Annotated in this window: 34 protein-coding genes; 23 read left to right on the top strand and 11 right to left on the bottom strand. The window is 72.1% G+C overall.

Features of this window, described 5'->3' with window-relative positions:
• The first annotated feature begins 35 nt into the window (after positions 1–35).
• The gene (locus ACWERV_RS09080) at positions 36–737 is read left to right on the top strand and encodes an IMP cyclohydrolase (RefSeq protein WP_452930606.1); all 702 of its coding nucleotides are present in this window, start codon (positions 36–38) and stop codon (positions 735–737) included.
• Here the strand turns inward: ACWERV_RS09080 and ACWERV_RS09075 are convergent.
• The 6 genes from ACWERV_RS09075 to ACWERV_RS09050 form a co-directional block, all read right to left on the bottom strand.
• Positions 730–2,739: a hypothetical protein gene (locus ACWERV_RS09075; RefSeq protein ID WP_452930603.1), complete on the bottom strand. Its 2,010-nt coding sequence runs from the start codon at positions 2,737–2,739 to the stop codon at positions 730–732. The genes ACWERV_RS09080 and ACWERV_RS09075 overlap by 8 nt on opposite strands.
• 38 nt (positions 2,740–2,777) lie before the next feature.
• On the bottom strand, positions 2,778–3,497 hold the full coding sequence (locus ACWERV_RS09070) for a hypothetical protein (protein WP_452930600.1): 720 nt from the start codon (positions 3,495–3,497) through the stop codon (positions 2,778–2,780).
• Entirely contained in the window at positions 3,494–4,333 is an 840-nt protein-coding gene (locus ACWERV_RS09065; protein ID WP_452930595.1) for a phosphotransferase, read from the bottom strand. The genes ACWERV_RS09070 and ACWERV_RS09065 overlap by 4 nt, the downstream gene beginning before the upstream one ends.
• 10 nt (positions 4,334–4,343) lie before the next feature.
• On the bottom strand, positions 4,344–4,811 hold the full coding sequence (locus ACWERV_RS09060; protein ID WP_452930592.1) for an SAM-dependent methyltransferase: 468 nt from the start codon (positions 4,809–4,811) through the stop codon (positions 4,344–4,346).
• Positions 4,812–4,840: 29 nt separating this feature from the next.
• Complete coding sequence (locus ACWERV_RS09055; RefSeq protein WP_452930590.1) at positions 4,841–5,428, bottom strand: Uma2 family endonuclease; 588 nt, start codon at positions 5,426–5,428, stop codon at positions 4,841–4,843.
• Between the two features lie 84 nt (positions 5,429–5,512).
• On the bottom strand, positions 5,513–6,883 hold the full coding sequence (locus tag ACWERV_RS09050) for a UDP-N-acetylglucosamine--N-acetylmuramyl-(pentapeptide) pyrophosphoryl-undecaprenol N-acetylglucosamine transferase (protein WP_452930587.1): 1,371 nt from the start codon (positions 6,881–6,883) through the stop codon (positions 5,513–5,515).
• A gap of 175 nt (positions 6,884–7,058) precedes the next feature.
• Between ACWERV_RS09050 and ACWERV_RS09045 the strand changes: the two genes are divergently transcribed.
• Positions 7,059–7,544, top strand: a complete 486-nt coding sequence (locus tag ACWERV_RS09045; RefSeq protein ID WP_452930583.1) for a hypothetical protein — start codon at positions 7,059–7,061, stop codon at positions 7,542–7,544.
• A 22-nt stretch (positions 7,545–7,566) separates the two neighbouring features.
• Here ACWERV_RS09045 and ACWERV_RS09040 read toward each other — a convergent pair whose 3' ends face one another.
• Positions 7,567–7,767: a hypothetical protein gene (locus ACWERV_RS09040; RefSeq protein ID WP_452930580.1), complete on the bottom strand. Its 201-nt coding sequence runs from the start codon at positions 7,765–7,767 to the stop codon at positions 7,567–7,569.
• A gap of 123 nt (positions 7,768–7,890) precedes the next feature.
• Between ACWERV_RS09040 and ACWERV_RS09035 the strand changes: the two genes are divergently transcribed.
• From ACWERV_RS09035 to ACWERV_RS09020, 4 genes are all read left to right on the top strand, one after another.
• On the top strand, positions 7,891–8,157 hold the full coding sequence (locus ACWERV_RS09035; RefSeq protein ID WP_398185412.1) for a hypothetical protein: 267 nt from the start codon (positions 7,891–7,893) through the stop codon (positions 8,155–8,157).
• A gap of 95 nt (positions 8,158–8,252) precedes the next feature.
• Positions 8,253–8,948: an HAD family hydrolase gene (locus ACWERV_RS09030; protein WP_452930578.1), complete on the top strand. Its 696-nt coding sequence runs from the start codon at positions 8,253–8,255 to the stop codon at positions 8,946–8,948.
• Between the two features lie 33 nt (positions 8,949–8,981).
• A complete protein-coding gene (locus ACWERV_RS09025) occupies positions 8,982–9,758 on the top strand; it encodes a MerR family transcriptional regulator (protein ID WP_452930576.1) in 777 nt (258 codons plus the stop codon).
• 31 nt (positions 9,759–9,789) lie between these two features.
• Positions 9,790–9,993 (top strand): hypothetical protein, encoded by a 204-nt coding sequence (locus ACWERV_RS09020; protein ID WP_452930573.1) that lies wholly within the window; start codon positions 9,790–9,792, stop codon positions 9,991–9,993.
• Here ACWERV_RS09020 and ACWERV_RS09015 read toward each other — a convergent pair.
• The 4 genes from ACWERV_RS09015 to cpt all read right to left on the bottom strand — a co-directional run bounded on the left by ACWERV_RS09015 (position 9,971) and on the right by cpt (position 12,292).
• Positions 9,971–10,834 carry a metallophosphoesterase family protein gene (locus tag ACWERV_RS09015; RefSeq protein WP_452930570.1) on the bottom strand — a complete coding sequence of 288 codons (864 nt, stop codon included), beginning with the start codon at positions 10,832–10,834 and terminating at the stop codon, positions 9,971–9,973. The two genes, ACWERV_RS09020 and ACWERV_RS09015, sit on opposite strands and share 23 nt — an antisense overlap.
• 63 nt (positions 10,835–10,897) lie before the next feature.
• Complete coding sequence (locus ACWERV_RS09010) at positions 10,898–11,308, bottom strand: SRPBCC family protein (RefSeq protein WP_452930567.1); 411 nt, start codon at positions 11,306–11,308, stop codon at positions 10,898–10,900.
• A gap of 54 nt (positions 11,309–11,362) precedes the next feature.
• Positions 11,363–11,740: a hypothetical protein gene (locus ACWERV_RS09005; protein ID WP_452930564.1), complete on the bottom strand. Its 378-nt coding sequence runs from the start codon at positions 11,738–11,740 to the stop codon at positions 11,363–11,365.
• 9 nt (positions 11,741–11,749) lie between these two features.
• Positions 11,750–12,292: a chloramphenicol phosphotransferase CPT gene (cpt, locus tag ACWERV_RS09000; protein ID WP_452930561.1), complete on the bottom strand. Its 543-nt coding sequence runs from the start codon at positions 12,290–12,292 to the stop codon at positions 11,750–11,752.
• A 474-nt stretch (positions 12,293–12,766) separates the two neighbouring features.
• On the opposite strand from cpt, the gene rpsJ reads away from it, so the two are divergent.
• From rpsJ to rplF, 17 genes are all read left to right on the top strand, one after another.
• Positions 12,767–13,075 carry a 30S ribosomal protein S10 gene (rpsJ, locus tag ACWERV_RS08995; protein ID WP_014144312.1) on the top strand — a complete coding sequence of 103 codons (309 nt, stop codon included), beginning with the start codon at positions 12,767–12,769 and terminating at the stop codon, positions 13,073–13,075.
• A 14-nt stretch (positions 13,076–13,089) separates the two neighbouring features.
• The gene (gene rplC / locus ACWERV_RS08990) at positions 13,090–13,734 is read left to right on the top strand and encodes a 50S ribosomal protein L3 (RefSeq protein ID WP_398185384.1); all 645 of its coding nucleotides are present in this window, start codon (positions 13,090–13,092) and stop codon (positions 13,732–13,734) included.
• A 4-nt stretch (positions 13,735–13,738) separates the two neighbouring features.
• Positions 13,739–14,398: a 50S ribosomal protein L4 gene (gene rplD / locus ACWERV_RS08985; RefSeq protein WP_398185381.1), complete on the top strand. Its 660-nt coding sequence runs from the start codon at positions 13,739–13,741 to the stop codon at positions 14,396–14,398.
• Positions 14,398–14,724 carry a 50S ribosomal protein L23 gene (rplW, locus tag ACWERV_RS08980; RefSeq protein ID WP_398185378.1) on the top strand — a complete coding sequence of 109 codons (327 nt, stop codon included), beginning with the start codon at positions 14,398–14,400 and terminating at the stop codon, positions 14,722–14,724. Before rplD ends, rplW begins: the two co-directional genes overlap by 1 nt.
• Positions 14,725–14,769: 45 nt before the next feature.
• On the top strand, positions 14,770–15,606 hold the full coding sequence (gene rplB, locus ACWERV_RS08975; RefSeq protein WP_031524803.1) for a 50S ribosomal protein L2: 837 nt from the start codon (positions 14,770–14,772) through the stop codon (positions 15,604–15,606).
• A gap of 12 nt (positions 15,607–15,618) precedes the next feature.
• On the top strand, positions 15,619–15,900 hold the full coding sequence (gene rpsS, locus ACWERV_RS08970; protein ID WP_014178772.1) for a 30S ribosomal protein S19: 282 nt from the start codon (positions 15,619–15,621) through the stop codon (positions 15,898–15,900).
• Positions 15,901–15,945: 45 nt separating this feature from the next.
• Positions 15,946–16,293, top strand: coding sequence for a 50S ribosomal protein L22 (rplV, locus tag ACWERV_RS08965; RefSeq protein ID WP_031524799.1), 348 nt, complete (start codon positions 15,946–15,948; stop codon positions 16,291–16,293).
• Positions 16,293–17,123, top strand: a complete 831-nt coding sequence (gene rpsC / locus ACWERV_RS08960) for a 30S ribosomal protein S3 (RefSeq protein ID WP_398185373.1) — start codon at positions 16,293–16,295, stop codon at positions 17,121–17,123. The genes rplV and rpsC overlap by 1 nt, the downstream gene beginning before the upstream one ends.
• Positions 17,124–17,129: 6 nt before the next feature.
• On the top strand, positions 17,130–17,549 hold the full coding sequence (rplP, locus tag ACWERV_RS08955) for a 50S ribosomal protein L16 (protein WP_031524795.1): 420 nt from the start codon (positions 17,130–17,132) through the stop codon (positions 17,547–17,549).
• Positions 17,549–17,782 (top strand): 50S ribosomal protein L29, encoded by a 234-nt coding sequence (gene rpmC / locus ACWERV_RS08950; protein WP_031524793.1) that lies wholly within the window; start codon positions 17,549–17,551, stop codon positions 17,780–17,782. Before rplP ends, rpmC begins: the two co-directional genes overlap by 1 nt.
• Complete coding sequence (rpsQ, locus tag ACWERV_RS08945) at positions 17,782–18,066, top strand: 30S ribosomal protein S17 (protein ID WP_031524791.1); 285 nt, start codon at positions 17,782–17,784, stop codon at positions 18,064–18,066. Before rpmC ends, rpsQ begins: the two co-directional genes overlap by 1 nt.
• Positions 18,067–18,196: 130 nt before the next feature.
• Positions 18,197–18,565 (top strand): 50S ribosomal protein L14, encoded by a 369-nt coding sequence (gene rplN, locus ACWERV_RS08940; protein WP_031524788.1) that lies wholly within the window; start codon positions 18,197–18,199, stop codon positions 18,563–18,565.
• A 3-nt stretch (positions 18,566–18,568) separates the two neighbouring features.
• Positions 18,569–18,892 carry a 50S ribosomal protein L24 gene (gene rplX / locus ACWERV_RS08935; RefSeq protein ID WP_031524786.1) on the top strand — a complete coding sequence of 108 codons (324 nt, stop codon included), beginning with the start codon at positions 18,569–18,571 and terminating at the stop codon, positions 18,890–18,892.
• On the top strand, positions 18,892–19,449 hold the full coding sequence (gene rplE, locus ACWERV_RS08930; RefSeq protein ID WP_398185363.1) for a 50S ribosomal protein L5: 558 nt from the start codon (positions 18,892–18,894) through the stop codon (positions 19,447–19,449). Before rplX ends, rplE begins: the two co-directional genes overlap by 1 nt.
• A gap of 2 nt (positions 19,450–19,451) precedes the next feature.
• On the top strand, positions 19,452–19,637 hold the full coding sequence (locus ACWERV_RS08925) for a type Z 30S ribosomal protein S14 (protein ID WP_031524782.1): 186 nt from the start codon (positions 19,452–19,454) through the stop codon (positions 19,635–19,637).
• Between the two features lie 211 nt (positions 19,638–19,848).
• Complete coding sequence (gene rpsH / locus ACWERV_RS08920) at positions 19,849–20,247, top strand: 30S ribosomal protein S8 (RefSeq protein ID WP_031524780.1); 399 nt, start codon at positions 19,849–19,851, stop codon at positions 20,245–20,247.
• Positions 20,248–20,268: 21 nt separating this feature from the next.
• Complete coding sequence (gene rplF / locus ACWERV_RS08915; protein WP_398185359.1) at positions 20,269–20,808, top strand: 50S ribosomal protein L6; 540 nt, start codon at positions 20,269–20,271, stop codon at positions 20,806–20,808.
• Position 20,809 lies beyond the last annotated feature (1 nt).

Here is a 20,809-nt window from a genome sequence, read left to right as displayed (position 1 = left end):
TGGGCTCTTCGTTCCGACTGCTGAGGGTGGATGCGGTGAGCGGGTCACTGGGAGATGTGCTGCGGGGGAACCGGTATCCGGGGCGGGGGGTGCTGTGGTGCCGGACCGCGGACGGGGAGGTCTGCGGCGGGTACTTCCTGACCGGGCGGACGGCGGCCTCGCGCGGGCGGACGCTGCGGCTCACGGCGGACGACGAGCTGATCGTCGGACCCGCCGACGACCGGGCGCACGACGCGCTGCGGCACTACGCCGCCGCCCGACAGAGCGGGGAGTGGCTGGTCTTCGGCAACGGGGAGCAGGTCGCGGCCGTCGCCGGACGGCTCGCCGCCGGGCAGGCCCCCGCGGAGGCGCTGGACGGCCTGGACTACGAGCCCGACCCGCCGATCCTCACCCCGCGCCTGACCGTCGTGGCGTCCGCCGGATCCGCCGCCGCCCCCGTCTGGTTCGGCGCCGCGCGCCACAGCGGCGCGGCGCGTACGGCCACCGACCGGCTGACCCTGCGGGTGGGCGCGCTGGAACCCGGCGAGGGCGTCCTCATGACGACCTACCTCTCCGACGGCGTGACCGTCGCGACCGGCGCGCCCTTCACCCAGATCCGCACCGCCGCCGCGGACCGCGCGGAACTCCTCGACGACATCTGGTCCGCCCTCACGCCCGAACTGCGCGTCGCCGCGGCCACGTTCGCCCCGCACGGCCTCGCCGCCGCCGGGATCCGGCAGGCGCTGCCGGTCAGCTAGCCGCCAGCAGCCGGCGCGACAGCTCGCGCAGCCGGAGGTCCGGGTGCGGCCCCTCCACCGTGGACGGGCCCAGAAGGCGGCGCGGGGAGGTGGCGAACTCCTCCAGGTCGGCGCGCAGCCCCGGCGGGACGGTGCCCATCTCGGCGAGCGCCGTGAGGGCCTTGAGACCTTCCGGGGTGGGGGCGACGGACGCCGCCAGGACGGGGGTCGCGCGGGCCGGGTCGCCCGTGAGCCAGAAGGCGGCCTCGGCCGCAGCGACGCGCGTCGGCTCGTAGCCGCTCGTCAGCAGGGACTCCACCCGGGGGAGCAGCCGGGCCGCCGCCGGGCCCAGCGACCGGAGCAGCGGCAGGTGCCGGGCGGCCTCACCGGGGGAGGCCAGCAGCGGGGCCAGGACGTTCACCGCGGCGGTGGGCTCGCCGGTGAGCTGGGAGTAGGCCACGGACGCACCGGCCCGCACGGTGGTGTCGCGGTGGTGCAGGGCCATCCGCAGCAGGCCCAGGATCTCCGGCGAGCTCACACCCGCGGTGCCCAGGGCCCGCCCCGCCGTGAGCCCCGCGCGATCCGCGCGCAGGCACTCCGTCAGCTCCTCCTGCGCCTCGCGCACCGCCGCGGGGCCGAGCGCGGCCAGCGCCTCGACGAGGGTGAGGGCGTCGCCGCCCCAGAGCTTCGGCGCCGCCAGCTCCCGCCGCAGCAACGGGACGAGCCGCGCGGACTGCGCCGGGAAGTGCACGGCCGCCGCCCGCAGCGCCCCGGGGTACGACAGGTCCGGGAGCAGGTCGAGGGCGCGCGGGTCACCGGCGCGGACGAGGGCGAGCAGCGCTTCCTTCGCGGGCTGCTCCTCGGTGCCGGACGCGTGGGCGTGGAGGGTGTCGCGCAGCCGTGCGTCGGGGAAGGGGTCCAGCCCGACCCACCGGCTGATCACCCCGATCCGCACCGCCAGCTCACCGGGGAACCGCGCGAGCGGCAGCGCGTCGAGGGCGAGCGCGAGGAAGGCGGGCTCGTGGTCCCGCCACCGGAGGAGGACGTTCTCGCCGAGCGTCGTGCCGCGCCGCTCCACGTCACCGTCCGCGATCCACGCCGCCGCGACCCGCAGGGCGGCGTCCGGGTCCGCCACGAGGACGGTGCTGACGGAACTGACCTGCGTGCCGGACAGGTTGGTGCCGGGCCAGGGGAGGTCGCCCGTGCGGGGGCCGGGGCTGTGGTGCTCGTACGGTGCGGGGTGGAAGTCGAGGTCGTCGCCGGGGTCGGCGGACGGCCCGGCCGTGGCCGCCGCCCACAGGTCGGCCTCGGCGCTCTCGTCGTACTCCTCGTCCTCGTCCTCGTCCGGCTCCGCCTCCCCCTGTTCCTCTTCCTCTTCCTCCTCGGCCTCGGCGAGGATCCGCACCACCTCCGGGGCGTACGGCGGGCCCGAGACGTGGGCCGTCAGGAGGGCCGCGGCCAGGCGTATCGGGGGCAGCGGGCTGTCCAGCGGCAGGGCGTCGGTGCGGCCCAGCAGCACGCGCAGCGCCATCGCGTCGGCGCGGACCGCCACGACGGGGTCGTCGGCGTACAGCGCGTCGGCCGCGGCGAGCACCGCCTCCCGTACGGCGGGCTCCAGCAGATCAGCCGCCGCCGCGCCCACCCGCAGGGCCGCCCGGCGGACGTCGGGGGAGGCGTCGCGCAGGCACGGCAGCAGCCCGGCGACCTCGCGGGCGACCGCCTCCCGCACGGCGGCGCCCTCGTCCCGTTCGGCGAAGAGGGCCAGCAGCATCAGGACGTCGTCCCGCCGGCGGGTCGGCGCGTGGAGGGCGGCGTGCGCGAGGAAGGGCACGCTCTGGGCCCCGGCCGCCGCATGGACCCGCGGGTCGCCCCGGAAGACGCCTTCCAGCTCGAACAGCGCCTCGCCGACGGCGCTCTCGTCTCCGTACAGCCCCCGCAGCCGTCCCGGCAGATCCCCGGCGGAGCCGTACGCGTGGGCGAGGTCCTGCCACCGGACGCTGTTCAGCTTGTGCGGCGGACGCATGTGCGGCTCCTCTCGTGCCCTCTCCGGCGCCCCCGACCCTAGCGCCCGCCCCCGCCCTGCCGCTGCGCCCTCACCATGACGTGCAGCGGGGCGAGTTGGGCTGCCGACAGGCGTCGGGCGGCCCATAGCAGCGCGGCCTCCTCGCCTTCCACGGGGCCGGTGGAGGACGGTCCCGGATGCGGTCCGCCGGTCAGCAGGGCCAACTCGTGGGCGTCGATGCCCAGGACGGTGCCGAAGTCGGTGACGAGCCGGGGCGTCAGCTCCGTCCGCTCGGTGCGGATCGCATGGTAGGTCGCGGCCGACAGATACGTGGGTGTGCAGGCGCCGAGGACGTGGGCGATGCCCGACCTGCTCAGGTTGCGGTGCCGGAGCATACGGACGATACGGCCGCCCGGAGTGTGGCGGTAACCGTCGTCCGTCGGCCGACCGAACGGGGCGCCGCTCGCCTCCTCGTCGGGCAACGCGCGCATGTGCGCCAGCAGTCGGCGCTGTTCCGTCGGCGGAAGCCGTACCGCGTGCGTGACGACGCTGCCCACCTCCCCCTCCGCGTCGGGGTGCCGCGGTTCCAGGTCCGGCGGGACGTCCAGGTCCGCGAGGACGAAGAGGTCGACGGTGTGCAGGCCCAGCGCGGGTGCGAGCCGCCGGAGCAGGTCCGCGGCGGGAGCCTCGCCGGTGCGTGACGCCAACTCCGCGGCGGGCAGGCCGCGATGGTCGAGCAGCAGGGCCAACCGCGTCCCGAACGGGATCCCTTCGCTCATGCCGTGCCCGCTGTCCCCTCCGTCAGGGCCGCTGTGAAGTGGTCGCGGTGGGCGGTCTGCCAGGACTGGAGACGGTCCCATCGCTCCCAGCCGCCCCGTTCGGCGTGCGCGCGGACGTATGTCGGGTCGCCCGAGGCGAGGCGGGCGGTGACGAAGGCGCGGCCTGCGGCTGTCGCCTCCTCGACGGTGGCGGGGAGGGCGGCGCGGTCGGCGCCGGACAGGCCGTAGCTGTCGGCGAGGACGCGGAGGCGGGTGAACGGGTCCGGGGCGGTGGGGTATTGGGCCGCGGCGGTCGCCGGGTCGAGTACGGGCGCCCAGTAGCGGGCGGCCATGGCGACGTCCCAGAGCGGGCGGCCGGGCGCGGCGAGGTCGAAGTCGATGAACGCCACGGCGCGGCCGTCGCGGAAGACGACGTTCTCCGGGCAGATGTCGTTGTGGCACAGCAGCGGGCCGCCCGCCGGGTCGGCGAGGTCGTGCGGCCAGTCGGCGCCGGGGTCCACGGGGATCAGCGCGGCCGCGTCGTGGAGATCGCGCAGCAGCCGCCCCACCGACGCGAGGGCGTCGTCCGTCATCACCCACGCGGGGAAGGGCGGTAGCGCCACGTCGCCGGGCAGGAAGCTCAGCTGCTCACGCCCTTCCGCCGGGCCCCGTACGGGAGTCGGCGCCCCCGTGAAGCCGTGCTCGCGCAGCGCCCGCAGATGTGCGTGCAGGGCGCGGGCGGTCCGCGGGGCGGGCCGGTCGACGACGTCCCCGTGCCGGAAGACCGCCCCGGCGTTGGCCATCCCCCCGGCCAGCACCTCGGCCGTACCGTCGCCGTCCCCGCGCCCCGTCGCCATGGCGGTCAGGCTATGGCGTGAAGTAGTCCGCCATCATGCGGCTCACCCACTCCGGCTGCGTGACGTCCAGCACGCGGAACTCCTCCATCACCGGCTTCAGATCGATCACCGGCGTGCCCGACACCGCGTCGAGCCCCACGACCGTCAACTCCCGCCCCCGCACGGACTCGACGGCGCAGCACGTCACCCCGATCCGGTTCGGCCTGCGCGGCCCGCGCCCGGCGAAGATCCCCATCGGCGGCAGATCCGCCCGCCCGCGGTACGGACGCGGCTCGCGGTAGTCGTCCTTCTCCTCGAACCGGTCGAAGACGAACAGGACCTCGACGTGCGAGAACCCCTCCACCCCCTGGAGGCACGCCTCCCCGAACCGCTCGTCCACGGTGATGACGCTCCGCACGGCCCCCCAGTTGTCGGTGTCCTGGACATCCGTCCGGTCGTTGCGGACCGTCCCGATCGGTGTGATCTCGAAGCTGACCATGGCAGTGTTCTACCGCTTCGGCGCCCGCGTCAGGAGTAGCGCGGGAGGTTCTCCGTGGAGATCGTCCATTCGCCGATCGTCACGTCCTCGCCGTAGACGAAGTCGGTGCGCGTCGCGTAGCGCGGGCCGTTCGGCGTCGGGTGGATGTCGCTCAGGACGGCGCCCTCGCCGGTGCGGGGGTCGAAAAGGACGTAGACGGGGATGCCGAGGAGCGGGTAGTCGCGCATCTTGCCGACCCAGTCGTTGTCCGGGTTCGACCGCGACACGACCTCGATGGCCGCCAGCAGGGTGCCGGGGTCGAAGGAGCCTTCGACCTCCATGTCCGCCTCGGCGATGACCATGACGTCCGGGTGCCGCATGACGCCCTCGTGGACGTCCTCCACGTCCGGCGTGCCGGTGTGCGCGAGCAGGCCCTCCGGCATGACTTTCTCCAGCCTGCGGCTGACACGTGCGGCGGTCAGCTCGTGCGGGCCGCCGGGGGACATCATGTCGTGGACGATCCCTTCCTTGGTGATCTCCAGCTTGCCCGGCACGGCGTGCTGCATCTGCTCGACGATGTCCCGCATGGCCAGGTACGGGAGCGCGTCACGCCGTGCGTCACCGGGGGCGATGGTCATGGCATCCGCTCCTTTCGCTCCGTGGACCCGTGCTCTTCATGCTAACGGGGGGCCACAGACGTGACCCGGTGTCCGCGCCCTCTCTCATTCCTCCGCCGCGAGCTCCTCCGCCGCGGGCTCTTCCCGCACGGGCTCTTCCCGGGCGGGCTTCTCCGCCGCGGGCTTCTCCGGCGGGGTCGGGGGCTGGGGCGGGGCTGCGGGCAGCGGCGGGGTCGGGGGGAGTGGCGGGGGTGTCGGGGTGGGCTCGGGGGCGGCCGGCGGCGGGGTCGCGGCGGTCAGGAGGGTGTCCACCAGGCGGTCCGCCGCGTCCGGGCGGCCGTGGGTCCGCGCCGCTTCCGCCATCGCCGCGCGGCGGGCGGGGTCGGCCAGCAGCGGGGCCACCGCCGCCGAGAGCGTGTCCGGGGTCACGGTGTGGACGAGGGCCACCGCCGCGCCCGCGTCCGCGAAGTGCTGGGCGTTGTGGACCTGCTCGTTGCCCGCCGAGGAGGCCAGCGGCACCAGCACGGAGGGCTTGCCCAGCGCGGTGAGTTCGGCGAGCGTGCCCGCGCCGCTGCGCGAGATCACCACGTCCGCGAGGGCCAGCACGTCCGGCAACTCCGCGCTCACGTACGGCGTCAGCAGATACCGTCCCGCCAACTCGCGCGGCAGCAGCGCCGCGGTGGAGCGCAGCGAGGCGAAGTTGCCCGGCCCGCACTGGTGGATGACGTTCGCCTGGGCCAGCAGCCACGGCAGGACGGTCACGATCACGTCGTTGATCTGCTGCGAGCCCTGCGCGCCGCCCGTGACGTAGACGGTCGGCAGCGCGCGGTCGAAGCCGCCGAGCCCCAGCGACTCGACGGCCTTGTCGGCGCGCCCGGCGAGGACCTCGGGGCGTACCGGGTTGCCGGTGACGGCCGCGGACGCGCGGGCCCGGCGCGGCAGCAGCGGCAGCGTCGACTCCGACGACACCGCGAAGGCCGTCGCCACCCGCGCCAGCAGCCGGTTGGCGAGCCCCAGCCGTACGGTCTGCTCGTGCACCACCAGCGGCCGCCCGTTGGCCTTCGCGGCCAGCCCGAGCGGCACCGCCACGTAGCCGCCCGTCGCGAGCACCACGTCCGGCCGGAAGCCGGCGACCACGCGGCGGGCCTGGAGCACGCCGAGCGGCACGCGTGCCATGTCCCGCAGGTTCGCGGGCGACAGCAGCATCAGGGGATTCGCCGAGCGGCGCACCTTGCCGGTCGCGACCGTCCGGAAGGGGATCGCCTCGCCGGTCGCGACCCGCTCCTCCAGGCTGTCCGCGGTGCCGACCCACAGCACCTCCAACGCGCGCCCCTCGTCCGCGAGTCGGGCCCGCAGCGTGCGGATCGCGGTGAGCGCGGGGTACGTGTGCCCGCCGGTGCCGCCACCGGTGACGATGAGGCGGAAGGGTCGGGTGTCCGCCGGACGCGGCGCGACGAGGTCAGGGTCACTGTTCACGAGGTGGCTCCCCTTCTGACGGGGCCCGCGCCCCGGTGGTGCTGGTCACAGTAGCCGCAGGCCCGGCGCGTGGCCGAGCCGGACGGCGACGCGCTCGGATAGCCTTCCGCTGCACGCGACATGGCTTACGTACCAAGGGGGACAAGTGCCGCGTACCGCAAGGGTGTTGGCAGCCGTGGTGCTTCCGGTGGCGGCGGTCGCCGCGCTCGGCGCCTGCTCGTCGTCGAAGGACCACAAGGATGACGACGGCAAGCCGTCGGCCACCGCGCCCGCCGCCACGTCCGGCGCGTCGTCCGGCGGCGGCACCCACGGCCGCCTCGACTGGACCGGCTCCGCCTCCGGCGGCTTCGACGTCACCATGAGCGTGGCCTGCGCGACCGTGGGCGGCAAGGTCGTCGCCGTCACCGCCCCCGCGCCCGACAGCGGCGACTCCGCGACGCCGTCGTTCGTCGCCACGATCGGCGACCAGGCGATGGCGACCCTCGTCACCCCCGAGAAGAAGACCTTCGTCAAGCTCGGCGCCGACGGCATCTCCACCGCCGAGCAGGGCGGCACCTACACCGTCAAGGTCTCCGGCACCGAACTCGGCGCCGCGGACACCTCCGGCGGTTCGATCACCCTCGACGGCACCCTCACCTGCACGAAGGTCTCCGGCACCTGACCTGGGCCGGTGCGCCCGGCCGCTACCAGGACACCCGGGTCACGGCGCCCGCCGCGCGGACGGCCGCACGGTCGGGGCCCAGGGCGCGCTGCCGTCGAGAGCGGGCCGGTCCACCGCCCTGACCAGGGCGGATACGTCGGCGCCGGCGCAGCTCGCGGAGCACCGGCTCCGGGAGGTCGGGCCGCAGGTCCACGGCGAGGAAGAGGTCGTGGTAGCCGCTCACGTCCCCGGATCCCAGGAGGGCGTCGCGGTTTGCGGGCCGTCGTTCCGGTTATCCGACGATTGTGGCTTTGGTGGCGATTTTTCGGCGCCACGGGCGTCGGCGCCAGGAGCGAAGGAGGCTGCCGTGACCACGATGCACAAGCCCCCGGCGGAGGACACCGAGCGGTCGTCGCGCGGACCGGCCCACGCCCGCCGCCGCGACCCCCGGCTGCGGATGGCGCTCATCCTCGCGCCTCTCTACCTGATCACGTCGGCCCTGCTGGCGTGGTGGGCGTCGGACTCCATCACCGACCACAAGTGGTTCCTGGAGATACTCGCCGGGATCGCGCTGCTGCTCTTCGTGATCCAGGTGATCCGCGGGTACGCGGCCTGGCGCCGGTCGCGCCACTGACCCGTACGGCCCCGCCCCCGGCGGACGCCCCCTGCCCGGAGGGGGCCGGTCCGCCCTGGGCGCACGGGAGTTCACCCACCCGGTAACGTCCCGGCATGGCCTTCCCCACCGTGATCTTCGACTTCTACGGCACCCTCACCCCCAGCACGCCCACCGCCGTCTGGGACGGGCACGCGGCGCTCGGCGCGGTTCCGCTGGGGATCCCCGCCGGGCAGTGGCGGGAGGTGCTGAACGCGTCCTTCCCGGAGCGGGCCGTGGGCGCGCTCGGCGACCTGCCCGACACGATCCGTACCCTCGCCCGGCGCTGCGGGGTCGAACCGGGCGAGGAGGCGGTCGCGGCGGCCGCCGCCGTCCGGCTCGCCTGCCAGCGGGAGCTGTTCGTGCTGCGCCCGGACGCGGTCGGCACGCTGGAGCGGCTGCGTGGCGCGGGCGTACGGGTCGGCGTGCTCAGCGACTGCACCGTCGAACTCGCCGACTGCTGGGCCGATCTGCCGCTCGCCGGGCTCGTCGACGCCGCCGTCCTCTCCTGCACCGAGGGCCACCGCAAGCCCGCCCCCGAACTCTTCCGGCGGATCGCCGCGGCGCTGGACACCGCGCCCGCCGACTGCCTCTACGTCGGCGACGGCGGCGGCAGCGAGCTGACCGGTGCGACGGCCCAGGGCATGACGGCCGTGATGCTGCGGGCCGACGACTGGGCGTCCAACGACGCCCACGCCCGTGAGGACGACTGGCCGGGCCCGTCCTTCGGCTCGCTCACCGAGGTCGTCGCCGCCGCCACCGGGCGGCCTTGAACCTCACGTCGCGTGAGGGGCCACAGTGGGGGCATGCGGACGAACGGGGACGACGACCGGACGGCGACGTGGAAGGTGGGGCGACTGGCCGAGGCCAGCGGCCTCACCGTCAGGACGCTGCACCACTGGGACGAGATCGGGCTGCTCAGCCCCTCCTCACGGAGCGCGGGCGGGCACCGGGAGTACACCGAGGACGACCTCGGGCGGCTCTACCTGGTGCTGGCGCTGCGCAGCCTCGGGCTGGGACTGGAGACGATCGCGGTCTGCCTGGACGCCGGGCCGGACCCGGCGCGCCTCGTCCGGGACCACCTCGCCGGGGTGGACGCGGAGATCGCCGCGCTCGGGGCGCTGCGGGAACGGCTGGTACGGCTGCGGGACGAGCTGGCCGCCGACCGCGAGCCCGACGCCGCCGACCTGCTCGGGGCGCTGCGGGCGCTCGGCGGGACCGGGCCCGAGGGGCGCGAGGTCCTGGCCCGGCACCTGGACGCCGACCAGGAGCGTGTGCTGCGGGCGCGGGCGGCCGGCCTCGGCGCCGCCGCGCACTACCTGCGTGACGTCGAATGGCCCGAGCTCTACCGGCGCGCCGACAGGCTCCGGACCGGCGGCGTCCCGCCGCAGGACCCGCGCGTGCGGCGGATCGCGGCCCGCATGGACGAGCTGAGCACGCTCTTCACCGGCGGCGACACCCGGATCTCCGCGGGCGTGCGGGCGGCCTGGCGGGACGACCCCGCGGCGATGTCCGGCGAGCCCGCCGCCCCGGCGGACGAGTGGCGCGCCCTGGCCGACTACCTCGACCGGGCCCGGTCCTGAGCACCCCTACCACTGTCGAAGGAGCCACGCCGTGAACCGCACCGCCCGTACCCGTACCGCCCTCGCCCAGACGCTCCCGCTGCTCCTGACCCTCCCGCTGCTGAGCCTGCTCGCCGCGCTCGGCGCGGTGCCGTGGGACGTGCTGCTCGCGGTGCCGATCGCGCTCGCCGTGCAGGCCGCCGCCACGTTCGTACGGCTGCGGCCCCGCCGGGTCACGGCCCGAGACGGGCGATGACCTCGCTCATCTCGGGGACGTCGGCTTCGTAGACGGTCGCGCCCATGCGCGGGTCGCGCGCGTGCAGGGTGTGCAGGAGCGGGCCGTACGCCGCGGTGAGGTCGACCAGGGTCGCGGACGGGCCGTGCACCGCGCGCTCGGTCCCGGGCGGGGCCGTCAGGTCGATGCGGGTCACGACGCCGGGCGTGACCCACACGGTCGCCTGCGCGAGGCGGCCCGTGAGCTGCAGATGGAAGTGGCCGCACAGGACGAGGCGGACGTCCGTCCCGTCGATCGCCGCCGCCAGCTCCCCGGCGTTGTCCAGGCCGAAGACCCGCTGGACCTCCACGCCGGGCAGCGCGAGCGGCGGGTGGTGGAAGGCCAGCACCGTGCCGTGCGGCGCGGGCTCGGCCAGCAGGCCGCGCAGCCAGCCGAGCTGCCCCGCGGACAGGTGGCCGTACCCCTTGCCGGGGACGAGCGAGTCGAGGGTGACGAGCCGGTGCCCGTCCACGGTGGTCGCGGCCGCGCGCTCGCCCGCCGGGCCGTCGTACACCGCGTCCGGCTCGGCGTGCCCGCTGCCGAGCACATCGGCGAAGGCGGCACGGTCGTCGTGGTTGCCGGTCGTATAGAGGACACGCGCCCCGCGCGGCTCCGCGTACGCGCCGAGCAGCTCACGCGTCCGCGTGTACGCCTCGCGCGACCCGTCGTCCGCGACGTCACCGGTGACGACGACCGCACCGAGCGCGCCCAGGTGCTCCAGCCCGGCGAGCAGCAGCCGCAACGCGGCCGTCCCGTCGGCCCCGTCGCCGTCGGGCCCCCCGCGCCGGTCCAGGTGGGTGTCGGAAAGATGAAGTATCCGCATCGCCCGACCGTAGCCACCCGGCACGGGAAGCGGCGAGGGGAATTCCCGCCGTGCGGCGACCGCTCAGTTCGCCTCCAGCAGCCCCCGCAGCCTTTCCAGGTCCGCGGTCACGGTGGCCGCGTCCGTGGCGAAGCCGGCGTCCGTCATGCCGGGCAGGCGGCGGAGGGTGAAGACGATCTCGGCGGTGGAGTCGCCGTCGGGGAGGACGCGGACGGGGTTGTGGACGGTCTCGCCGGTGGGGAGGGTGACGTCGTGGTCGAGGACGCCGAAGTCGTTGGGCGGGGCGAAGGCGACGGTCACCCGGCCCATGGGGGAGTCCGCGATCCACACCTCGCCCTCCTGCCGGATCGCGCCGCTGAGGCCGTGCGCCCAGGCGGGCAGATGGGTGGGGTCGGCGGCGTACGCGTAGACGTCGGCGGCGGGGCGGGCGATGCGGACGGCGAGATGGCGGGACTCGTGCGAAGGGCTGCTCATGGCGGCGACGCTAGTGCGGGCCGCCCGCGTCCGGCTTGAACGAAACGGTCGCCCTCACGCGGTGCGGGCGCGGACGGCGGAGAAGAGGGTCCAGCCGTCGAGGAGCAGCGGGGAGGGGGTGTCGGGGTCCCAGCCGCGGGAGAGGGCCTCGTCGAGGAGGGCGCGGGCGGTGCCGGGTTCGTGGAGGTTGAGGTAGCCCTCGTCCGTGCCGACGGCGCCGGAGTGCAGGATGCCGTCGGGGACGGCGCGGCCGGGGCCGCCGGTGAAGCTGACGCGTACCGCGCCGCGGGCGCCGTCGCGGCGCAGCGTGACGACCTCTGTGCAGTGCTGGTAGCCGCCCCCGTCCGGGACGTGGTGCCGGTGCCGTACCGACCAGCGGTACGCCGCTTCGCCGACCAGCAGGCGGCGGGCCTTGCGGCTGCTGCGTGGCATGCGTTCTCCCTACGCTCCGTGCCCGGCCGCGTACTCCGCGACGGCGCGGGCGCAGTCGGCCGCGGAGGTGGAGGTCGTGTCGACCTCCAGGTCGTAGGGGACGCCCTCGTGGACGAGGGCGGCCTGCTTGGCGGCCATCCCCGGCGTGCGGTCGCCGCGGGCGGCCTCGCGGGCGGTGGCGGCCTCGGGGGCGCAGCGGACGCCGACCCACAGGACGTCGAGGCCGGTGAGGGCGCGTGACCAGCGGGCGCGGGAGCGGGGGCCGCCGAGGAAGACGTCGTCGACGACGACGTGCGCGCCGGCCCGCGCCGTCGCGGCGATCCCGGCGAGCCAGGCGGCGTCCAGCTCGTCGAACGCGGGTCCGGTGGTCACCTCGCCGCCGGGGCCGATGACCAGACCCTCGCCGCCCTCCCGGAGCCGGGGCGGCAGCGCGTCCACGAACGTGTCGACGCTCACGCTCAGCCATGCCTCGGGGAGGATCTCCTGGAGGCACCGGGCGATACTGGACTTCCCGGAGCTGGATCCGCCGTTGAGCACGATGACCTGGGGCACGGGCGCTTTCCTCCGGTACGGCACGGGTGGACCCGCCGACCCTACGGCCGCGGTCCGCGTACCGGCGACGCGTTTTCCGGGGGTGCCGGGCACCCGCGTTTGCGCACCTGTCACCGAGGGGTAAGCTACCCGGCTCGATTGGCGCCCCTTGTGGGGCGTATGGCAGACTACTCAAGTTGCTCGGTCGAGCGCCGATGCTGCGCGCCTCCCGTCGGGGGGACCGGAAGCGAGTCCCACGGTACTCGTCGCTCCAACTGCCCAGGTGGCAGCGCTGGGGCGGACGTACGGGAATCTTCCGGGAAGTGTCAGTGCGGGGCAGACCAGGCATCCGGTGGGTGACTTCTCCCACGCAAACCCCTTGAGCAGGGATTCCGCTTGCGGAAAACCATGTGCGAGGGGCGCGACACGCCCGACCGCGTGGGTCGGAGCAGGCGGATGCCAGAGCTGAGAAGAGACAAGGACTACGGAGTAGCCATGGCGGGACAGAAGATCCGCATTCGGCTCAAGGCCTACGACCACGAGGTCATCGACTCCTCGGCGAAGAAGATCGTCGAGACGGTGACCCGTACCGGTGCGCAGGTCGCGGGCCCGGTGCCGCTGCCCACTGAGAAGAACGTGTACTGCGTCATCAAGTCGCCGCACAAGTACAAGGACTCGCGCGAGCACTTCGAGATGCGCACGCACAAGCGCCTGATCGACATCCTCGACCCGACGCCCAAGACCGTTGACTCGTTGATGCGCCTGGACCTGCCGGCCGGCGTCGACATCGAGATCAAGCTCTGAGAGGCGCGGAGAAGATGACCAAGCAGATCAAGGGCATCCTGGGCGAGAAGCTCGGCATGACCCAGGTCTGGGACGAGAACAACCGTGTCGTCCCGGTGACCGTCGTCAAGGCCGGTCCGAACGTCGTGACCCAGGTCCGCACCAATGACGCCGACGGCTACGAGTCGGTGCAGATCGCCTTCGGCGAGATCGACCCGCGCAAGGTGAACAAGCCGCTCAAGGGCCACTTCGCCAAGGCGGACGTCACCCCGCGCCGCCACCTCGTGGAGCTGCGCACGTCCGACGCCGCCGAGTACACGCTCGGCCAGGAGATCACCGCCTCCGTGTTCGAGGCCGGGGTCAAGGTCGACGTGACCGGCAAGAGCAAGGGCAAGGGCTTCGCCGGTGTCATGAAGCGCCACAACTTCAAGGGCCTCGGCGCCGGCCACGGTGTGCAGCGCAAGCACCGCTCCCCGGGCTCCATCGGCGGCTGCGCCACCCCGGGCCGCGTGTTCAAGGGCCTGCGCATGGCGGGCCGCATGGGCAACGAGCGGGTCACCACCCAGAACCTGACCGTCCACGCCGTTGACGCGGAGAAGGGCCTGCTCCTGATCAAGGGCGCGGTTCCTGGTCCGAACGGCGGCCTCGTCCTGGTCCGCACCGCGGCCAAGGGGGCCTGAGGATATGAGCACCATTGACATTCTGTCGCCGTCCGGCGACACCGCCGGGACCGTCGAGCTCCCGGCCGAGATCTTCGAGGCGAAGATCAGCATCCCGCTGATCCACCAGGTCGTCGTCGCGCAGCTGGCCGCCGCCCGTCAGGGCACGCACAAGGTCAAGACGCGTGGCGAGGTCCGCGGTGGTGGCAAGAAGCCGTACCGGCAGAAGGGCACCGGCCGCGCCCGTCAGGGCTCGACCCGCGCGCCGCAGTTCGCCGGCGGTGGCGTCGTCCACGGCCCCGTGCCGCGCGACTACTCGCAGCGCACGCCCAAGAAGATGATCAAGGCCGCGCTGCGCGGGGCCCTGTCGGACCGGGCGCAGCACAACCGCATCCACGTCGTCACCGGCGTGGTCGAGGGCGAGGCGCCGTCCACCAAGGCCGCCCGCACGCTGCTCGGCAAGATCAGTGAGCGCAAGAACGTGCTGCTGGTCATCGAGCGCTCGGACGAGGCCGCCTGGCTGTCCGCCCGCAACCTGCCCCAGGTGCACATCCTGGAGGCCGGCCAGCTGAACACGTACGACGTGCTCGTCTCGGACGACGTGGTCTTCACCAAGGGCGCGTTCGACCGCTTCACCGGTTCCGGTGCCGCGGACGAGGCCGAGCTGGAAGGGAGCGACGCCTGATGGCCGAGCAGACCGTGACCACCAGCAAGACCTTCACGGACCCCCGTGACCTGCTGATCAAGCCCGTGGTCTCCGAGAAGAGCTACGCGCTGCTCGACGAGAACAAGTACACGTTCGTCGTCGACCCGCGCGCGAACAAGACCCAGATCAAGCAGGCCGTCGAGACGGTCTTCCAGGTCAAGGTCACCGGGGTCAACACGATCAACCGGCAGGGCAAGCGCAAGCGCACCCGCACCGGTTTCGGCAAGCGCGCCAACACCAAGCGCGCCATCGTGACCCTCGCCGAGGGCGACCGTATCGACATCTTCGGCGGCCCGGTCTCCTAACGGGGACCGGCCGATTGAAGTCCGGAATATTCCGAGGACTGAGAAATGGGTATCCGCAAGTACAAGCCGACGACCCCGGGCCGTCGTGGCTCCAGCGTCGCCGACTTCGTCGAGATCACGCGGTCCACGCCGGAGAAGTCGCTGGTCCGCCCGCTGCACAGCAAGGGCGGCCGTAACAACGCCGGTCGTGTGACCGTCCGCCACCAGGGCGGTGGCCACAAGCGCGCCTACCGTGTCATCGACTTCCGTCGGCACGACAAGGACGGCGTGCCCGCCAAGGTCGCGCACATCGAGTACGACCCCAACCGCACCGCGCGCATCGCGCTGCTGCACTACGCGGACGGCGAGAAGCGCTACATCCTCGCCCCCGCGAAGCTCCAGCAGGGTGACCGGGTGGAGAACGGCGCCAACGCCGACATCAAGCCCGGCAACAACCTGCCGCTGCGCAACATCCCGGTCGGTACCACGATCCACGCGATCGAGCTGCGTCCGGGCGGCGGCGCGAAGATCTCCCGCTCCGCGGGCGCTTCGGTGCAGCTGCTGGCGAAGGAGGGCACCATGGCCACCCTTCGTATGCCCTCCGGCGAGGTCCGGATGGTCGACGTCCGCTGCCGCGCCACGATCGGCGAGGTCGGCAACGCCGAGCAGTCGAACATCAACTGGGGCAAGGCCGGCCGTATGCGCTGGAAGGGCGTCCGCCCGACCGTCCGCGGTGTCGCCATGAACCCGGTGGACCACCCGCACGGTGGTGGTGAGGGCAAGACCTCCGGTGGTCGCCACCCGGTCTCCCCGTGGGGTCAGAAGGAAGGACGTACGCGTTCGCCCAAGAAGGCGAGCAGCAAGTACATCGTCCGCCGCCGCAAGACGAACAAGAAGCGCTAGGAGCGGGTTTAGATGCCGCGCAGTCTCAAGAAGGGGCCCTTCGTCGACGACCACCTGATCAAGAAGGTGGATGTCCAGAACGAAGCCGGCACCAAGAACGTCATCAAGACCTGGTCCCGCCGCTCGATGATCGTCCCGGCCATGCTGGGCCACACGATCGCGGTGCACGACGGCCGCAAGCACGTCCCGGTGTTCGTCACCGAGTCGATGGTCGGCCACAAGCTCGGCGAGTTCGCCCCGACCCGCACCTTCCGCGGGCACGAGAAGGACGACCGCAAGTCGCGGCGTCGCTGAGCGGGCTGAATCGTGACGACGAAGACAGACACTGAAGGGACGACCATGGAAGCCAGGGCCCAGGCACGGTACATCCGTGTCACGCCCATGAAGGCCCGCCGGGTGGTGGACCTGATCCGTGGCATGGATGCCACGGAGGCTCAGGCGGTCCTGCGATTCACCCCGCAGGCCGCGAGCGTGCCGGTCGGCAAGGTGCTGGACAGCGCCATCGCCAACGCGGCGCACAACTACGACCACACGGACGCGGGCTCGCTGTACATCAGCGAGGCGTATGTCGACGAGGGTCCGACCCTGAAGCGGTTCCGGCCGCGCGCCCAGGGCCGTGCCTACCGGATCCGCAAGCGCACCAGCCACATCACCGTGGTCGTCGCCAGCAAGGAAGGTTCCCGGTAATGGGCCAGAAGGTTAACCCGTACGGGTTCCGCCTCGGTGTGACCACGGACTTCAAGTCCCGCTGGTACGCCGACAAGCTGTACAAGGACTACGTCAAGGAAGACGTCGCCATCCGCCGGATGATGACGCAGGGCATGGAGCGGGCCGGCATCTCCAAGGTGGAGATCGAGCGCACCCGTGACCGCGTCCGCGTCGACATCCACACCGCCCGTCCGGGCATCGTCATCGGGCGCCGCGGCGCGGAGGCCGACCGTATCCGCGGCGACCTGGAGAAGCTGACCGGCAAGCAGGTCCAGCTGAACATCCTCGAGGTCAAGAACCCGGAGATGGACGCTCAGCTGGTGGCCCAGGCCGTCGCCGAGCAGCTGTCCTCCCGCGTCTCCTTCCGCCGTGCCATGCGCAAGAGCATGCAGGGCACGCTGAAGGCCGGCGCCAAGGGCATCAAGATCCAGTGCGGTGGCCGTCTCGGCGGCGCCGAGATGTCCCGGTCCGAGTTCTACCGCGAGGGCCGTGTGCCGCTGCACACCCTGCGCGCGAACGTGGACTACGGCTTCTTCGAGGCCAAGACCACCTTCGGCCGTATCGGTGTGAAGGTCTGGATCTACAAGGGCGACGTCAAGAACATCGCCGAGGTCCGCGCCGACAACGCGGCCGCGCGGGCGGGCAACCGTCCGGCGCGCGGTGGCGGCAACGAGCGTCCGCAGCGCCGCGGTGGCGAGCGCGGTGGCCGCGGCCGTCGTCCTCAGACGGAAGGCGCCCAGGCCCCCAAGGCCGCCGAGGCTCCCGCCGCTGAGGCTCCGGCGGCGGAGACCCCCGGAACGGAAGGCTGAGTAACAATGCTGATCCCCCGCAGGGTCAAGCACCGCAAGCAGCACCACCCCAAGCGTGACGGCATGGCCAAGGGCGGCACCGAGCTGGCGTTCGGTGAGTACGGCCTGCAGGCCGTGACCCCGGCGTACGTGACCAACCGGCAGATCGAGTCCGCTCGTATCTCCATCACGCGCCACATCAAGCGTGGCGGCAAGGTCTGGATCAACATCTACCCGGACCGCCCGCTGACCAAGAAGCCCGCCGAGACCCGCATGGGTTCCGGCAAGGGCTCGCCCGAGTGGTGGGTGGCGAACGTCAAGCCCGGTCGGGTGATGTTCGAGCTGTCGTTCCCGAACGAGAAGACTGCGCGCGAGGCGCTCACCCGCGCCGCGCACAAGCTTCCGATGAAGTGCCGCATCGTGCGGCGCGAGGCAGGTGAGGCGTGATGGCCGCCGGTACCAAGGTGACCGAGCTGCGCCAGCTCGGCGACGAGGAGCTCGTCGCGAAGCTGCGTGAGGCCAAGGAGGAGCTGTTCAACCTCCGCTTCCAGGCGGCCACCGGGCAGCTTGAGAACAACAGCCGGCTCAGGGTCGTTCGCAAGGACATCGCCCGGATCTACACCCTCATGCGTGAGCGCGAGCTGGGCATCGAGACGGTGGAGACGGTGGAGAGCGCCTGATGAGCGAGAAGAATGTGACTGAGAGCAGCGAGCAGCGGGGCTTCCGCAAGACCCGTGAGGGTCTGGTCGTCAGCGACAAGATGGACAAGACCGTCGTCGTCGCCGTCGAGGACCGCGTCAAGCACGCCCTGTACGGCAAGGTCATCCGCCGCACCAACAAGCTGAAGGCTCACGACGAGCAGAACGCCGCCGGCGTCGGCGACCGCGTCCTCCTGATGGAGACCCGGCCGCTGTCCGCCACGAAGCGGTGGCGCGTCGTGGAGATCCTTGAGAAGGCCAAGTAAGGCCGAGTAATCCCTGAGCGGGCGCACCCGCTCAGGACCGTTCCGTCAGGCTCGGCGCGGCCACGCGAGCCCCTCGCACGAGGGCTCGCGTGGCCCGCCGGGAACCGACGCGACACTTCAGGAGTAAGACGTGATCCAGCAGGAGTCGCGACTGCGTGTCGCCGACAACACTGGTGCCAAGGAGATCCTTTGCATCCGTGTTCTCGGTGGCTCGGGTCGCCGCTACGCGGGAATCGGTGACGTCATCGTCGCCACCGTCAAGGACGCGATCCCCGGTGGCAACGTGAAGAAGGGCGAGGTCGTCAAGGCGGTCATCGTCCGGACCGTCAAGGAGCGCCGCCGCGCCGACGGCTCGTACATCCGGTTCGACGAGAACGCCGCCGTCATCCTCAAGAACGACGGCGACCCCCGCGGCACCCGTATCTTCGGCCCCGTCGGCCGTGAGCTGCGCGAGAAGAAGTTCATGAAGATCGTCTCGCTCGCGCCGGAGGTGCTGTAACCGATGAAGATCAAGAAGGGCGACCTGGTCCAGGTCATCACCGGTAAGGACAAGGGCAAGCAGGGCAAGGTCATCGTGGCCTACCCCGCTCAGGACCGGGTCCTCGTCGAGGGTGTCAACCGGGTCAAGAAGCACACCAAGGCCGGCCAGACCGACCGTGGTTCGCAGACCGGCGGCATCATCACCACCGAGGCCCCCATCCATGTCAGCAACGTTCAGCTGGTCGTGGAGAAGGACGGCAAGAAGGTCGTGACCCGCGTCGGCTACCGCTTCGACGACGAGGGCAACAAGATCCGCGTTGCCAAGCGGACCGGTGAGGACATCTGATGACTGCCACCACTGCGCCGCGTCTCAAGACGCGCTACCGCGAGGAGATCGCGGGCAAGCTGCGTGACGAGTTCACCTACGAGAACGTCATGCAGATCCCCGGCCTGACCAAGATCGTGGTCAACATGGGTGTGGGCGACGCCGCCCGCGACTCCAAGCTGATCGAGGGCGCGATCCGCGACCTCGCCACGATCACCGGCCAGAAGCCGCAGGTCACCAAGGCCCGCAAGTCCATCGCGCAGTTCAAGCTGCGTGAGGGCCAGCCGATCGGCGCGCACGTCACGCTGCGCGGCGACCGCATGTGGGAGTTCCTGGACCGGCTGCTGTCGCTCGCGCTGCCGCGTATCCGCGACTTCCGTGGTCTGTCGCCGAAGCAGTTCGACGGCCGCGGCAACTACACCTTCGGTCTCACGGAGCAGGTCATGTTCCACGAGATCGACCAGGACAAGATCGACCGGGTCCGGGGCATGGACATCACCGTGGTCACCACGGCGACCAACGACGACGAGGGCCGTGCCCTGCTGCGTCACCTCGGCTTCCCGTTCAAGGAGAACTGACCGTGGCTAAGAAGGCACTGATCTCCAAGGCCTCGCGCAAGCCCAAGTTCGCGGTGCGCGCGTACAACCGCTGCCAGCGCTGCGGCCGGCCGCACTCCGTCTACCGCAAGTTCGGCCTGTGCCGCGTGTGCCTCCGTGAGATGGCGCACCGTGGCGAGCTGCCGGGCGTGACCAAGAGCTCCTGGTAATTCCGGTTCCCCGGATCACCAGGAACTCTCGGTAAGCAGTTGGGCCGGTGAATGCCCCGCTCTTCTTCCCGTAAGGTAGAAGGGTTGGGCGTTCGCCGCCCGCATCGACTTACTACGCCGTAGGTCCACCGCATCGCACCCGTCCCCGCACAGCCGGGGGAGAGGGACGTCGCACCAGGAAACCCCGGCGAGAGAGGCCCAGGGCCACTTCATGACCATGACCGACCCCATCGCAGACATGCTGACCCGTCTGCGTAACGCGAACTCGGCGTACCACGACGACGTCGTGATGCCGCACAGCAAGATCAAGTCGCACATCGCGGAGATCCTCCAGCAGGAGGGCTACATCACCGGCTGGAAGGTCGAGGACGCCGAGGTCGGCAAGAACCTCGTCCTCGAGCTGAAGTTCGGCCCCAACCGCGAGCGCTCGATCGCCGGCATCAAGCGGATCAGCAAGCCGGGTCTGCGGGTCTACGCAAAGTCCACCAATCTGCCGAAGGTGCTCGGCGGCCTCGGCGTGGCGATCATCTCCACGTCGCACGGGCTGCTCACCGGCCAGCAGGCTCAGAAGAAGGGCGTGGGTGGGGAAGTCCTCGCCTACGTCTGGTAACCGGGAAAGCGAGGTAAAGCAATGTCGCGCATCGGCAAGCTGCCCATCTCGGTTCCCGCCGGAGTGGACGTCACCATCGACGGCCGCACGGTGCAGGTGAAGGGTCCCAAGGGCTCGCTCACCCACACCGTCGCCGCGCCGATCGACATCGCCAAGGGCGAGGACGGCACTCTGCTGGTCACCCGCCCCAACGACGAGCGTGTCTCGAAGGCCCTGCACGGCCTGTCCCGCACGCTGGTGGCGAACATGATCACCGGCGTGACCGCGGGCTACAGCAAGCAGCTCGAAATCAGCGGTGTCGGCTACCGCGTCCAGGCGAAGGGCTCCAACCTGGAGTTCGCCCTGGGCTACAGCCACCCGATTCTCGTCGAGGCCCCCGAGGGCATCTCCTTCAAGGTCGAGTCCCCGGTGAAGTTCTCCGTCGAGGGCATCGACAAGCAGAAGGTGGGCGAGGTCGCGGCGAACATCCGCAAGCTGCGCAAGCCCGACCCGTACAAGGCCAAGGGCGTCAAGTACGCCGGCGAGGTCATCCGCCGCAAGGTCGGAAAGGCTGGTAAGTAGC

This window comes from Streptomyces sp. NPDC004031, from assembly GCF_053604375.1.
The sequence above is the reverse complement of the archived record's forward strand: the minus strand, read 5'-3'. Positions and strand labels throughout refer to the sequence as shown.